Origin of the sequence: Microbacterium sp. NPDC007973 (assembly GCF_042958465.1) — a bacterium.
GTDB classification, from domain to species: Bacteria; Actinomycetota; Actinomycetes; order Actinomycetales; family Microbacteriaceae; genus Microbacterium; species Microbacterium galbum.
On sequence record NZ_JBIBJJ010000003.1, the window covers coordinates 569828 to 584363 of the forward strand.

General features: G+C 70.1%; 13 protein-coding genes. 2 read left to right on the forward strand and 11 right to left on the reverse strand.

The features are described from left to right. Positions 1–22: 22 nt before the first annotated feature. Together ACFZA2_RS11725 and ACFZA2_RS11730 are read right to left on the reverse strand one after the other, a co-directional pair. Positions 23–1072 (reverse strand): 3-isopropylmalate dehydrogenase, encoded by a 1050-nt coding sequence (locus tag ACFZA2_RS11725; protein ID WP_391404770.1) that lies wholly within the window; start codon positions 1070–1072, stop codon positions 23–25. 25 nt (positions 1073–1097) lie between these two features. Further along, a complete protein-coding gene (locus tag ACFZA2_RS11730; protein ID WP_391404773.1) occupies positions 1098–2636 on the reverse strand; it encodes an MFS transporter in 1539 nt (512 codons plus the stop codon). A gap of 78 nt (positions 2637–2714) precedes the next feature. Here ACFZA2_RS11730 and ACFZA2_RS11735 point away from each other — a divergent pair, with 78 nt between their 5' ends. Next, positions 2715–3257 (forward strand): TetR/AcrR family transcriptional regulator, encoded by a 543-nt coding sequence (locus ACFZA2_RS11735; RefSeq protein WP_315995469.1) that lies wholly within the window; start codon positions 2715–2717, stop codon positions 3255–3257. A 91-nt stretch (positions 3258–3348) separates the two neighbouring features. Here ACFZA2_RS11735 and serA read toward each other — a convergent pair whose 3' ends face one another. From serA to otsA, 9 genes are all read right to left on the reverse strand, one after another. Beyond that, positions 3349–4953 (reverse strand): phosphoglycerate dehydrogenase, encoded by a 1605-nt coding sequence (gene serA / locus ACFZA2_RS11740; RefSeq protein WP_391404777.1) that lies wholly within the window; start codon positions 4951–4953, stop codon positions 3349–3351. Between the two features lie 381 nt (positions 4954–5334). Further along, entirely contained in the window at positions 5335–5673 is a 339-nt protein-coding gene (locus tag ACFZA2_RS11745) for a bacitracin resistance protein (RefSeq protein WP_391404780.1), read from the reverse strand. After that, positions 5670–6245: a DNA polymerase III subunit gamma/tau gene (locus tag ACFZA2_RS11750; RefSeq protein ID WP_391404782.1), complete on the reverse strand. Its 576-nt coding sequence runs from the start codon at positions 6243–6245 to the stop codon at positions 5670–5672. Before ACFZA2_RS11750 ends, ACFZA2_RS11745 begins: the two co-directional genes overlap by 4 nt. 143 nt (positions 6246–6388) lie before the next feature. Beyond that, the gene (ilvC, locus tag ACFZA2_RS11755; RefSeq protein WP_315995465.1) at positions 6389–7414 is read right to left on the reverse strand and encodes a ketol-acid reductoisomerase; all 1026 of its coding nucleotides are present in this window, start codon (positions 7412–7414) and stop codon (positions 6389–6391) included. A 169-nt stretch (positions 7415–7583) separates the two neighbouring features. After that, on the reverse strand, positions 7584–8093 hold the full coding sequence (gene ilvN / locus ACFZA2_RS11760) for an acetolactate synthase small subunit (protein ID WP_315995464.1): 510 nt from the start codon (positions 8091–8093) through the stop codon (positions 7584–7586). 1 nt (position 8094) lies between these two features. Then, positions 8095–9903: an acetolactate synthase large subunit gene (locus ACFZA2_RS11765; protein WP_391404787.1), complete on the reverse strand. Its 1809-nt coding sequence runs from the start codon at positions 9901–9903 to the stop codon at positions 8095–8097. 44 nt (positions 9904–9947) lie between these two features. Then, entirely contained in the window at positions 9948–11666 is a 1719-nt protein-coding gene (gene ilvD / locus ACFZA2_RS11770) for a dihydroxy-acid dehydratase (RefSeq protein ID WP_391404790.1), read from the reverse strand. Positions 11667–11754: 88 nt separating this feature from the next. Next, positions 11755–12534: a trehalose-phosphatase gene (otsB, locus tag ACFZA2_RS11775; protein WP_391404793.1), complete on the reverse strand. Its 780-nt coding sequence runs from the start codon at positions 12532–12534 to the stop codon at positions 11755–11757. 49 nt (positions 12535–12583) lie between these two features. Then, positions 12584–14071, reverse strand: a complete 1488-nt coding sequence (gene otsA, locus ACFZA2_RS11780; RefSeq protein WP_391404797.1) for an alpha,alpha-trehalose-phosphate synthase (UDP-forming) — start codon at positions 14069–14071, stop codon at positions 12584–12586. 150 nt (positions 14072–14221) lie between these two features. Between otsA and ACFZA2_RS11785 the strand changes: the two genes are divergently transcribed. Then, positions 14222–14476, forward strand: a complete 255-nt coding sequence (locus ACFZA2_RS11785) for a hypothetical protein (protein ID WP_315995459.1) — start codon at positions 14222–14224, stop codon at positions 14474–14476. Positions 14477–14536 lie beyond the last annotated feature (60 nt).

Here is a 14536-nt window from a genome sequence, read left to right on the forward strand (position 1 = left end):
GAAGCGGGCCGGTCGGTCCAGGTTACGCCTGGACGCGCGCGGCGATCGCGTCGCCGATCTGAGCGGTGGTGCGCGAGCCCTCGCGGCGGGCGATGTCGTCCTCCACCGCGCGGGTGACGCGGGCGGATTCGTCGGTGAGCCCGAGATGATCGAGCAGCAGCGCGACGGAGAGGATCGCAGCCGTGGGGTCGGCTTTCTGGCTTCCCGCGATGTCGGGCGCCGATCCGTGCACGGGCTCGAACATCGAGGGGAACGCGCCGTCGGGGTTGATGTTGCCCGAAGCGGCGAGGCCGATGCCACCGGTGACGGCGCCGGCCAGGTCGGTCAGGATGTCGCCGAAGAGGTTGTCGGTGACGATCACGTCGAAGCGGCCCGGGTTCGTGACCAGGAAGATCGTCGCCGCGTCGACGTGCAGGTAGTCCACGTCGACCCCCGGGAACTCGGATGCCACGGCGTCCACGATCCGCTTCCACATGCCGCCCGCGTGCACGAGCACGTTGGTCTTGTGCACGAGCGTGAGCTTCTGGCGGCGCCGCGCGGCAAGGGCGAAGGCGTACCGCACGACGCGCTCGACGCCGTAGGCCGTGTTGACCGAGGTCTCGTTGGCGACCTCGTGCGGGGTTCCGCGGCGGATGGCACCGCCGTTGCCGACGTACGGCCCCTCGGTTCCCTCGCGCACGACGACGAAGTCGATGTCGCCCGGGTCTGCCAGGGGGCCCGCGGCGCCGGGGTAGAGCTTCGACGGTCGCAGGTTGACGTAGTGGTCGAGCTCGAAGCGGAGCTTCAGCAACAGGCCGCGCTCGATGTTCGCGTCCTTCAGGCGCGGGTCGCCCGGCACGCCGCCGACGGCGCCGAGCAGAATCGCGTCGTGGGCCGCGATCGCGGCCAGGTCGTCGTCGGTGAGGGTGTCCCCGGTCTCGAGATAGCGCCCGGCGCCCAGCGAGAACGGCGTCTTCTGGAACGTGACGTCCGACGCGGCGGTGACGGCGTCGAGCACCTTCACGGCCTCGGTGACGACTTCGGGACCGATGCCGTCACCGGGGATGACGGCCAGCTTCACGACACGCGACATCGCTCTCCTCAGAGCTCGGGGCGCGTCACTTCGTCGACGCGCCGCGGGTTCCTCCCAGGGTAATGGCAGCGATGACCGCCGCCACGACGATGAGCCCCGCGCCGATCAGGGCCGTGATGACCACACCGGAGTCGAACGCCTGAGCGGCGGCGAGTCGCAGGGCGTCGGCCAGGGCCGGATCCTCGAGGGTCTGCGACACCGCGACGGCCCCCGCCAGGGTCTCGCGGGCACCCCGGGCCGCGGCCTCCGGCAGGCCTTCGGGAAGCGCCAGCTGCGCCCGGTAGAAGGCCGCGAGGATGCCGCCGAGCACGGCGGTGCCGAGGACGGCGCCCACCTCGTAGGCCGTCTCGGACACCGCGCTCGCGGCGCCGGCCTTGGCCGACGGCGCGCTGGAGAGGATGAGCTCGTTCGACACCGTCTCGGCGGCGCCGATACCGATCCCCAGCAGACCGAAAGCCACGATGAGCTGAAGGAGGTCGGCGGTCGAGAGCGCGACCAGGACGTAGGCGACCACGGAGAACGTCAGAGCGACCGGCACGACCACGCGCGGAGCGAAGCGTTTGGCGACCGGGACCACGGCGAGTCCCGAGACGATCATGAGCACGAGCCCGGGCAGGAGCGCGAAGCCGGCGACCATGGGCGAGAGTCCCACAACGAGCTGCAGGTGCTGCGCGACGAAGTACAGGAAGCCGACGAGGCCGACAACGCTGAGGAGGTTGACCAGGATCGCTCCGGAGAAGGTGCCGCGCCGGAACAACGACATGTCGAGCATGGGGGTCGGGAGCGACCGCTGACGGCGCACGAACAGCCAACCGAAGACGATGCCGACGACGAAGAGCGCCGGGGCGAGAGAGAGCGGGCCGTCGACGGCGAGTTTCTTGATGCCGTAGACGATCGGCACCATCGTCGCGAGCGAGAGCAGCACGCTGACGGGGTCGAAGCGGCCGGGGTGCGGGTCGCGACTCTCGGGTACGAAGAACGGAGCGAGGATCAGGAGGGGGACGAGCACGGGCACCGCCATGAGGAACACCGACCCCCAGGAGAAGTGCTCGAGGAGGAAGCCCCCGACGATCGGTCCGAGGGCGGCACCCGCCGAGAAACCCGACGCCCAGATGGCGATGGCGAAGCGCCGCTGATCGCGGTCGCGGAAGATGCTGCGCAGGAGCGACAGCGTCGACGGCATCAGCATGGCGCCGAAGACACCCATGAGCGCGCGGCCGGCGATGAGCAGGGCCGCCGTGGGCGCGAAGGCCGACAGCGCGGAGACGGCGGCGAAGCCGGTCGCTCCGATGAGCAGGAGGCGGCGGCGGCCGAACCGGTCACCGAGCGTGCCCATGGTCACGAGGAGGCCCGCGAGCACGAGCGGGTAGACGTCGATGATCCACAACTGCTCGATGCTCGAGGGCTGCAGCGACAGCGCGATCTCGGGCAGCGCGAAGCTCAGCACGGTGTTGTCGACCGAGACGAGCAGCACCGGCAGCATCAGAACCGCCAGCGCGAACCATCCACGCCATCCGGCGCGGGTCACGGTGATCTCCGAGGTGGGCAACGACGAGGTGAGCATTGTTCCGATCCGTTTCTTAACCGTCCAGCCGGTATAGTATCAGAGGCAGCTTCCCACCGCCATTACGATCGAGGAGTCATGAGTCGCCCCCCACTCGCCCGCGAAGCCGTGCTCGACGCCTTCACACGGATCCTCGTCGATGAGGGTGAACGCGCGGCGACCATGGATGCGACCGCGCGCGGCGCCGGAGTGTCGAAGGGCGGCCTGCTCTACCACTTCAACTCGAAGAGCGCCCTCGAGGCCGCGCTCGTCGACCGCCTCGAGCGCCTGGCCCAAGAAGACGTCGACGAGATCGAGAAATCCGCCGAGGGCGTCGTCGCGGCGCACCTGCGCTCGTCACAGAACACCGGGTCTCCGCTCGACGTGACGATCCTCGCGGTCTCCCGCCTCGCTCAGAACGGCAACGACGCCGCCTCCGCGTCGCTTCGCCGCGTGCGCGAGCTGTGGGAGGAGAGTCTGCGCGCCCACACGCGTGACGAGACGGCGCTGCAGATGGTGCTGCTGGTCAGCGACGGGCTCTACTTCAACGCGGTCCTCGACCTCAATGCGGTTCCCGGCCCGACCCTCGAGGGACCGGAGCTCGACAAGCTCATCGACGCCGTGGTGGCTGCCACCACCTGAGGCAGTCGGTCCGCAACGCGACGCGGCACCGCCCTTCGAAGGAGAAAGGGGGCCGCCGCAGCGACCCCCCGCCCCGTGATGCGTCCGGGACTCAGCCCTCGATGATCTCGATCTGCCGGAACAGATCGGCGCCGACGGACTCGCGCATCGCACCGAGGATCTCGTCGGGAACCGGCGAGTCCACCGTGAGCACCGACAGCGCGCGGCCCGTGGCATCCTGGGCCGCCACCTGGAGACCCGCGATGTTGATGCCGGCCTCGCCGAGTTTCTGGCCGTAGATCGCGACGATGCCGGGGCGGTCGGCGTAGCGCATGACGATGTGGTGCTGCTCGATCGGCACCTCGATGTCGTAGCCGTTGATCGCGACGACCTTGGGCACCATGCGAGTGCCGGCGAGCGTACCGGCCACCGTGAGGGTCGAGCCGTCCGCGAGGGTGCCGCGGAGGATCGTGATGTTGCGGTACAGCGGGCTCTCGGCCTCGACGACCAAGCGCGCCTCGACGCCGCGCTGCTCGGCGAAGAGCGGGGCGTTCACGTAGGACACCGTTTCACTGACGATGCGGCTGAAGTAGCCCTTCAGCGCCGCGAGGCGGTAGACGCTCACGTCGTACTGCGCGAGCTCGCCGCGCACCTCGATGTCGAGGCTCGTGAGCGCGCTGTCGGCGAGACCGCTGAAGAACTGTCCGAGCATCTCGACGAGGGCGATACCGGGACGCACGAACGGGTCGATCGCTCCCCCGGCGACGTTCACGGCATCCGGGACGAGGTCGCCCTCGAGGGCGAGCTTGACCGAACGGGCGACGGAGACGCCGGCCTTCTCCTGCGCCTCCTCCGTGCTGGCACCGAGATGCGGGGTGACCACGACGTTCGGAAGGTCGAGGAGCTTGCGGGCGGGGCCGCCCTCGGCGGGGGGCTCGGTCGAGAAGACGTCGAGGCCGGCCCCCGCGATCTCGCCTTCGGTGAGGGCGTCGAACAGCGCCTCTTCGTCGATGAGGCCGCCGCGCGCGACGTTGATGACGTACGCGGAGTTCTTCATGCGGCGCAGCTGCTCGGCGCCGATCATGCCGGTCGTCTCGGGCGTCTTCGGCATGTGGATCGTGACGAAGTCGCTCTGCTCGAGGAGTTCGTCGAGGGAGACCAGCTGCACGCCGAGCTGCTGCGCGCGGGCGGCCGTGACGTAGGGGTCGTACGCGATGACGCGCATGTCGAATCCCTGAAGGCGCGCGGCGATGAGGGCGCCGATGCGTCCGAGGCCGATGATGCCGATCGTCTTCTCGAAGAGCTCGGTGCCGGTGAGGGAGCTGCGCTTCCACAGGCCCTGCGCGAGAGAGGCGTGCGCGACGGGGATGCGGCGCGCCAGGCTCAGCACATGACCCACGGTCAGCTCGGCGGCCGAGATGATGTTGGAGGTCGGGGCGTTCACGACCATGACACCCGCGGCGGTGGCCGACTTGATGTCGACGTTGTCGAGGCCGACACCGGCGCGGGCGACCACCTTGAGCGACGGCGCCGCCGCGAGGGCCTCCGCGTCGATCTGGGTGGCCGAGCGCACGAGCACCGCGTGCGCGTCGGCAAGGGCCGAGAGCAGCGCGGGGCGGTCGGTCCCGTCGACGTTGCGCACGTCGAAGTCGGGGCCGAGCGCGTCGATCGTGGCGGGAGAGAGTTCTTCGGCGATGAGCACGACGGGCTTCGTCACGGATGCGTCCTTCGAAACGGTGCTGGGGACCGGCGCGCACCGCCGCGCACCGCCGGCGCGAACCGGGCGCACGACCCGTGCGGGCCGTGTGCCAGCCTAGCGCGGCCCCGCGAAGGCTCCCGACCGTATGACGCCGGACGCCTCGGCCCGTCGACGACGGCGACGCACGGGCTCGCGCGGCCCCTCGGTCACGCCGCGACGCGGCATCTCTCGGCGGCTCGGCTTCGGCCCACGGTTCGGGATGCCGGCACGACGACGTCACGCCGCGGGCGCGCGAACGGATGCCGGCACGACGTCGTCACGCCGCGGGGCGCCCGATGGGACGCCGGCACGACACCGCTTCGCCGCGGGGCGCACGGCCGGAGGCCGGAACCGCCCGCCTCAGCCCCCGTAGAGCCCGTACGACGTCGCTCCGTAGCCGACGATCGCGAGCCAGAACGCCGCCGCGAGGGTGAGACCCGCGAGCATCGCCAGGGCGAACTCCCCCGCCGCGCGGCGCGCACCGATCGCGAAGGCGACGGCGAACGCGAGCAGGGGGAAGACGATCGGGAGGATGTAGACCACCCACCCGAGGGTGTTGAGACCCAGCGGACCGGTCGCCTGCGTGATGAGCAGCGCGACCGCGCTCCAGACGACATAGGCGTAGAACAGCCCGAAGAGGCCGGCGATGGCCACGACGACCCATGCGGGCAGGACGCGCGTGCGCGTGGCGGTGCTCATGCGAGTGCTCCCACCGACAGGAACGGCCAGGGGACGAGCAGCACGATCCCCACGATCAGCAGCAGGAATCGCTGCCATGTCCGCCATGCGCGGGTGAGCACCAGGACCGCCACGAACCACACGAGCGGGGCCAGCACGGCTCCCGCGGTGAGGGCGATCACCGTGACGTCGGGGATCGGCAGCCCCAGGCTGCGCAGTCGCAGACCGGCGAGGAGCCAGCCGAGGGCGAAGAGCAGGAACGTCGCGGCGACCATGCCGATGCCCACGAGACCGACGTTGCCCAGCGGCGCCGAGGAGTCGGCATCCGCGTCGTGGTCGTCATCGGCCGGCCCGGCGTCGGCGGGGTCGTCGTGCACCGCGGATGCCGCGACCTGCGGAGTCCGCGACGCCGACGTCGCGGCGGGCTGCAGCGGCTCCGGCTCGGCCGCCGGCTGCAGCGGCTCGGGCTCGCTCGACACGGGCTGCACGGGATCCGACGGTCGCACCTCAGGCGCACGCTTCTCGCCGACGTCGAGGGTCGGGTCGTCGTCACCGCCCCACGAGAGGGCGTCGTCATCGCGCGGAGTGCTCACGGTTCCACGGTAGCGGGCTCCCCCGCGGCCGGGCCGCGCCCCGCCGATCACGCCGGGTGCGCGGCATCCGGAACCGAAGACGCCCGGGGGAACGGCGAACGCCCCGCGGCCGGAGCCACGGGGCGTTCGAGACGATCGGGAGGTCAGCGCGCAGCCGAGCCCTCGACGTAGTCGCTGTCCTGCTGCTTCCACGCGAAGAGGCCGCGGAGCTCCTTGCCGGTGGCCTCGATGGGGTGACCCTGCTCCTTCTCGCGGAGCTCGAGGAACTCGGGGGCGCCCTTGTCCTGGTCGGCGATGAAGCGCTCGGCGAACGCGCCCGACTGGATGTCGGCGAGGACGGCCTTCATGCTCTCCTTGACGTCGGGCGAGATGACGCGCGGGCCCGAGACGTAGTCGCCGTACTCGGCGGTGTCGGAGATCGACCAGCGCTGCTTGGCGATGCCGCCCTCCCACATGAGGTCGACGATGAGCTTGAGCTCGTGCAGCACCTCGAAGTACGCGATCTGCGGCTGGTAGCCCGCCTCGGTGAGGGTCTCGAAACCGGCCTGCACGAGGTGGCTCATGCCACCGCAGAGCACGGCCTGCTCGCCGAAGAGGTCGGTCTCGGTCTCTTCGGTGAAGGTCGTCTTGATGACGCCGGCGCGGGTGCCGCCGATGGCCTTCGCGTACGAGAGGGCGGTGTCCCAGGCCGAGCCCGAGGCGTCGCGCTCGACGGCGATGATGTCGGGGATGCCGCGGCCGGCGACGTACTCGCGACGCACGGTGTGGCCGGGGGCCTTGGGGGCGACGAGGATGACGTCCACGCCCTCGGGGGCGTCGATGTAGCCGAAGCGGATGTTGAAGCCGTGCGCGAAGGCGAGCGTCTTGCCCTCGGTGAGCTTGTCCTTGATCGAGTCGGCGAAGATCGAGCGCTGGTGCTGGTCGGGCGCGAGGATCATGATGAGGTCGGCCCACTCGGCCGCGTCGGCGACGTTCTTGACCTCGAAGCCGTCCTCCTGCGCCTTCGCGGCCGACTTGGAGCCGTCCTTGAGGGCGATGACGACCTCGACGCCCGAGTCGCGCAGGTTCTGCGCGTGGGCGTGACCCTGCGAGCCGTAGCCGACGATCGCGACCTTCTTGCCCTGGATGATCGAGAGGTCGGCGTCGTCGTCGTAGAAGATCTCTGCCATGAGGATGTTTCTCCTTGAGTCAGGTCCCTGAGCTTGTCGAAGGGACCGGGGGTTGTGGGACGTATGAGGTTCGGATGTCGGACCCCTCGACAGAGTCGAGGACCGACGGGATTCGGAGAGTCGGACCCTTCGACAGGCTCAGGACCGCCCGGCTCGGGGACCGACGGGGTCAGCCGCGGAGGACGCGCTCGGTGATGCTCTTGCCGCCACGACCGACGGCGAGAAGGCCCGACTGTGCGAGCTCCTTCACACCGAAGGGCTCGATGGCCTTGAGGAACGCACCGACCTTGCCCGAGTCGCCCGTGATCTCGATCACGATGGCATCCGGGGCGTAGTCGACCACCGAGGCGCGGAAGAGGTTCACGACCTCGAGCACGTTGGAGCGGCTGGCGTTGTCGGCGCGCACCTTGACGAGGACGTGCTCGCGCTGGACGGATGCCGCGGGGTCGAGCTCCACGATCTTGATGACGTTGATCAGCTTGTTGAGCTGCTTCGTCACCTGCTCGAGCGGCAGGCCCTCGACGTCGACCACGACCGTGATGCGCGAGAGACCCGGCACCTCGGTCACGCCGACGGCGAGCGATTCGATGTTGAAGCCGCGGCGGGCGAAGAGCCCGGCGACGCGGGTCAGCAGACCCGGCTTGTCCTCGACGAGGAGGCTCAGAACGTGACGAGACATCTCAGTCCTCCTGCTCGTTGAAGGCGGGCGAGTGATCGCGCGCGTACTGGACGTAGCTGTTGCTGACGCCCTGCGGGACCATCGGCCACACCATGGCATCCGCACTCACGACGAAGTCGATCACGACGGGGCGGTCGTTCGTGTCCAGCGCGAGCTGGATCGCGGCGTCGATCTCGTCTTCCTTCTCGACGCGGATCGCGAGGCACCCGTACGCCTCGGCGAGCTTCACGAAGTCGGGGATGCGACGCGTGCCGTGGCCCGTGTTCAGGTCGGTGTTGGAGTGGCGGCCGTCGAAGAACAGCGTCTGCCACTGGCGCACCATGCCGAGGGAGGAGTTGTTGATGATCGCGACCTTGATCGGGATGTCGTTGATGACGCAGGTCGCGAGCTCCTGGTTGGTCATCTGGAAGCAGCCGTCACCGTCGATCGCCCACACGGCGCGCTCGGGCTGGGCCACCTTGGCGCCCATGGCCGCGGGAACCGCGTAGCCCATGGTGCCGGCGCCGCCGGAGTTGAGCCACGCGTTCGGACGCTCGTACTTGATGAACTGCGCCGCCCACATCTGGTGCTGGCCGACGCCCGAGGCGTAGACGCCCTCGGGTCCGGTCATCTCGCCGATGCGCTGGATGACATGCTGCGGCGACAGGAGGCCGTCGGTGGTGGGCGTGTAGCCCAGCGGGAACTCCTCGCGGAGGCCGTTCAGGTAGGTCCACCACTCGCTGTAGTCGTGCGGGTGCTCGGCGTCGGCGGCGCGGAACGCGGCATCCAGGTCGACGAGGACCTCTTTCAGGTCGCCCACGATCGGCACGTCGGCCGTGCGGATCTTGGAGATCTCGGCGGGGTCGATGTCGACGTGCACCACCTGGGCGTTCGGCGCGAACAGCGACGCCTTGCCCGTGACGCGGTCGTCGAAGCGGGCGCCGAGCGAGACGATGAGGTCGCTCTCCTGCAGGGCGAGGACGGCGGGGACGGTGCCGTGCATGCCGGGCATGCCCAGATGCTGCTCGTGGGAGTCGGGGAACGCGCCGCGCGCCATGAGCGTGGTGACGACGGGGGCGCCCGTCGCCTCGGCGAGAACCTTCAGCTCCGCCGCCGCGTTGGCGCGGATCGCACCGCCGCCCACGTACAGCACGGGCTTCTGCGCGGTGGCGAGCAGGTGGGCCGCAGCCTGGATCTGCTTGCCGTGCGCCTTGGTGACCGGGCGGTAGCCGGGCAGGTCGATCTTGGGCGGCCAGACGAACGGCGCCTCGGCCTGCTGGGCGTCCTTCGTGATGTCGACGAGCACCGGACCGGGACGACCCGTCGAGGCGATCTCGAAGGCCGCCGCGATCGCGCCGGGGATCTCCTCGGCGGTCTTCACCAGGAACGAGTGCTTCGTGATCGGCATCGTGATGCCCACGATGTCGGCCTCCTGGAAGGCATCCGTACCCATGAGGGTGGAGAACACCTGCCCGGTGATGCACACGAGCGGCACCGAGTCCATGTAGGCGTCGGCGATCGCGGTGACGAGGTTGGTCGCGCCGGGGCCCGACGTCGCGATCGCGACGCCGACCTTGCCCGAGGCCGCGGCGTAGCCCTCGGCCGCGTGACCGGCGCCCTGCTCGTGACGGACGAGGATGTGGCGGACGCGCTCGTCGTCCATGAGCGGGTCGTAGACGGGCATGATCGCTCCGCCCGGCAGACCGAACACATCGGTGACGCCGAGCAGGTCGAGCGAGCGGACGACCGCCTGTGCACCCGTCATCACGGGCGCCGGGGCGGTGCGGGCGGGGGGCCGGGGCACGGCCGCCGTAGGGGAATCGATGGACATGGGAGTACCTCGAGAACCGGAAGAAGGTGAGAAGGGGACGGCCGTCAGCCCGTGACCGCGCCCTCCGCGGCGGAGTGCACGAGCTTGGAGTACTTGGCCAGAACGCCACGGGTATAGCGCGGGGGAAGCGGTTCCCAGCCATCACGGCGGGAACTCAGCTCGGCGTCATCGACGATCAAGTCGAGAGTGCGAGCGGCGATATCGACCCGTATCAGATCACCATCGCGCACGAAGGCGATGGGACCTGCGTCCACCGCTTCGGGAGCTATGTGGCCGATGCACAGTCCGGTTGTGCCGCCTGAGAATCGACCGTCCGTCAAGAGTAGTACATCTTTTCCGAGCCCCGCGCCCTTGATGGCCGCCGTGATGGCGAGCATCTCGCGCATGCCCGGGCCGCCCTTGGGGCCCTCGTAGCGGATGACGACCACGTCGCCGGCGGCGATCTCTCCGGCCTCGAGGGCGTCCATCGCGCCGCGCTCGCGCTCGAACACGCGGGCGGGACCCTCGAACACGTTGCCGTCGAAGCCGGCGGACTTCACGACGGCACCCTCGGGCGCCATCGAGCCGTGCAGGATCGTGATCCCGCCGGTGGCGTGGATCGGATCGCTGAAGCTGTGGATGACCTTGCCGTCGACCGGGTCGGGGTTCAGGTCGGCGAGGTTCTCGGCGAGCGTCTTGCCCGTGACGGTGAGCGCGTCGCCGTGCAGCAGCCCCTCGTCGAGCATCGCCTTCATGATCACGGGGATGCCGCCGTGGCGGTCGACGTCGTTCATGACGTACTGGCCGAACGGCTTCATGTCGGCCACGTGCGGGGTGCGGTCGCCGATGCGGTTGAAGTCGTGGAGGTTGAGCTCGACCTCGGCCTCGTTCGCGATCGCGAGCAGGTGCAGCACGACGTTGGTCGAACCGCCGAGCGCCATGGCGAGGGCGATGGCGTTCTCGAACGCCTCCTTGGTGAGGATGTCGCGCGTGGTGATCCCCTGACGGAGCAGGTTGACCACGGCCTCGCCCGAGCGGTGGGCGAAGTAGTCGCGGCGACGGTCGGCGGAGGGCGGGGCGGCCGAACCGGGGAGGCTCAGTCCGAGCGCCTCGGCGACGGAGGCCATCGTGTTGGCGGTGTACATGCCGCCGCACGCGCCCTCGCCCGGGGCGATCGCGCACTCGATGCGCTTGAGGTCGGCCTCGCTCATCTTGCCCGCGAGACACGCGCCCACGGCCTCGAACGAGTCGATGATCGTGACGTCCTTCTCGGTGCCGTCGCTGAGCTTCACCCAGCCCGGGGCGATGGAGCCGGCGTAGAGGAAGACGCTCGACAGGTCGAGACGGGCGGATGCCATGAGCATGCCCGGGATCGACTTGTCGCAGCCCGCGAGGAGCACGGAGCCGTCGAGGCGCTCGGCCATCATGACGGTCTCGACGCTGTCGGCGATGACCTCTCGCGAGACGAGCGAGAAGTGCATGCCCTCGTGGCCCATGGAGATGCCGTCGGAGACGGAGATGGTGCCGAACTGCAGGGGGTAACCGCCGCCGGCGTGGACGCCTTCTTTGGCGCCCTGCGCGAGCCGGTCGAGGCTGAGGTTGCAGGGGGTGATCTCGTTCCAGCTCGACGCGATGCCGATCTGGGGCTTGTCCCAGTCCTCGTCGCCCATGCCGACCGCGCGGAGCATTCCGCGCGACGTGGTGGCTTCGATGCCGTCGGTGACGACGCGACTGCGGGGCTTGATGTCGAACTCGCCGGTGTTCGGATTCTGCGGTGCGGGCATTCTCGAAGTCTATTGCGAGCGGCACGCGCGCGACGCCGCCCGGGCGGTGAACGGTGGATTCATCGTCGAGGGCCGCTGCCCCCGGCGCTCACCCCGCGTGCGCGCTCCGCAATCGGGCGATCCGCTCGAGGACCGCCACGAAGGCCGCGATGTCGTCGACCCGCAGCGTCGCCGCCGTCTCTCCCCCGCCGACGCGCACGCCGAGGTCGCCCGCCCCCAGCGATCGCAGGGCGTCCTCGTCGGTGACGTCGTCGCCGGCGAAGAGCACCGCCGTGGCGCTCACGCGCTCGCGTAGGTGCGCGACGGCGGAGTCCTTGCCCTCGTGCCGGAACGAGAACTCGAGGATGTCGTGTCCCGTGCGCCGTCGCCACGACGGCGCTCCGGCGGACAAGACGGCGTCGGTGGCCTCTCGCGCGGCGCGGGCGGCATCGGCATCCGCCGTCCGGGTGTGCAGTCCGAGCCCGAACTGCTTGGGCTCGACCCGTGCTCCGGGGAACGCGGCGACGGCGTCGCGGACCTCGGCGGTGAGGCGGTCGCGCAGCGCGCGGTCGTCGGCGTCGTCGTCCGCTTCGACGGCACCGGAGCCCGGCTCCCAGGCCTCGGCCCCGTGCGAGCCCATCAGCCACCACGGAGAGGAGTCGTCGTGCTCCGCGATGACGCGAAGATCGGCGAGCGTGCGGCCGGAGACGAGGGCCACGGTCGTCGCCGGGAGGCCCGCGAGCTCCTCGAGCACCGCGCGGGCGTCCGGCGTCATGCGCGCCGACATCGGCTCGTCGACCAACGGCGACAGTGTGCCGTCGAAATCGAGGGCGATCAGCAGCGTCGCGGTCGTCGCGACGGCCTCGACGGAGGCGTCGGCGGCGGTCATCCGGCATCCATCCCTTCATCGACGCGGATCGGGTCGAGCTGCGACCCCGTCATCCGGCATCCGTCTCGTCGATGGGCTCGAGCTCGGGAGCGGAGCCGTCGTCGTCGCGGGTGACCTCGGCGGCGGCCGCGGCGCTGGAGGCCTTCTCGTGGAACACCGACAGCGCCTCGAGGAAGTCCTGCGACCAGTCCTCGACGTCGTGGTCGCGCACGCGTTTGCGCAACGCCCGCATGCGGCGGCCCTGTTCGGCGGCGGGCATCTCGAGCGCGCGGACGATGGCATCCTTCATGCCGTCGATGTCGTGCGGGTTGATGAGCAGTGCGCTGCCCATCTCGTCGGCGGCGCCGGCGAACTCGCTGAGCAGGAGCACGCCGCGGTTGTCGACGCGGCTGGCCACGTACTCCTTCGCGACGAGGTTCATGCCGTCGCGTAGCGCCGTGACGAGCATGATGTCGGCGGCGAGGAACAGCGCCACCATCTCCTCCCGCGGGTACGACTGGTGGAGGTAGCGGATCGCCGTGTGCGTGGTGGTGTCGTGGTCGCCGTTGATGCGGCCGACGGTCATCTCGATCTCGTCGCGCAGCTGCACGTAGGCGTCGACGCGCTCGCGACTGGGGCTCGCGACCTGCACGAGGGTGGCGTCCTCGACCGTCGCGCGACCGTCTTCGAGCAGCTCGCCCCACGCCTTGAGACGGTGGCGGATGCCCTTGGTGTAGTCGAGGCGGTCGACGCCCAGGAGGATCTTGCGCGGATTGCCGAGACCCTCGCGGATCTCCTTGGCGCGCTGCTGGATCTCGGGCTTCTGCGCCAGCTCGATGTAGGAGTCGGCATCGATCGAGATGGGGAACGCCTTGGCGAGCGCGACGCGCGTCGTCTCGCCCTCGGGGACCAGGATGCCGCTGGCCTTGGTCTCGTACCGCAGCTGTCGGCGCACGGCGCGGGCGAAGTTGCCCGCGTCGGCCACGCGCTGGAAACCGATGACATCGGCGCCGAGGAGACCCTCGAGCACCTGCTTGCGCCACGGGAGCTGAGCGTAGAGGCCGTAGGCGGGGAACGGGATGTGGTGGAAGTAGCCGATGGTGAGGTCGGGGCGCAGCTCGCGCAGCATCTTCGGCACGAGCTGCAGCTGGTAGTCCTGCACCCACACGATGCCGCCGTCGGCGGCGACCTCGGCCGCGGCCTCGGCGAAGCGCCGGTTGACCTTGACGTAGGCGTCCCACCAGGCCCGCTTGTAGGTCGGCGCCGCGATGACGTCGTGGTAGAGCGGCCAGATGGTGTCGTTCGAGAAGCCCTCGTAGTAGAGCTCGACGTCGGAGGCCGACAGGGTCACGGGGACGAGGTGCGTGCCCTCGAAGTCGAACGGCTCCACGGTGGCGTCGGCCTGACCCGCCCACCCCACCCAGGCACCCTCGGCGCGGCGCATGACGGGTTCGAGAGCGGTGACGAGCCCGCCGGGCGATCGGCGCCAGCCCTCTCCGTCGGGGGTGCGGTCGACGGGCAAGCGGTTGGCGACGACGACGAAATCGGCCTGGGTCACAGGTCCTCCTCGGGGATCGTCCTCAGGCTAACAGCGGGCTCCGCCCGCGCACGGGGGTGGACGCGATGCGATAAGCGGTGCTCAGCGCGCCCCCGGGTCGAGCGCTGTCAAGGCGCGGCATCCGATCGCCCTCCTCGATAAGTTGGGCGCATGCGGCAGTACATCTTCGGAACCGGTCTCCTCAGCGCCATCACCGGTGGCGTCACGCTCCTGCGCGGCCTCAAGAACGACGAGCCGTTCACCTGGCGCACGGCGCTGGCGTGGCTCAGCTGGGGCATCACCCTGGCGCTGGCGATCGGCGCCGTCGTCGACACCCGCCGTGCGCGCCGCGGCCGCGTCATCGCGGGCGACTCCCCCGTCTCGAAGAAGCAGGACAAGCTGTTCAAGAAGCGCCTGGGTCGCTGACCCCCTGACACCGACGGATGCCACGGCCGGAGGGTCGTGGCATCCGTCTTCGCGTCTGCG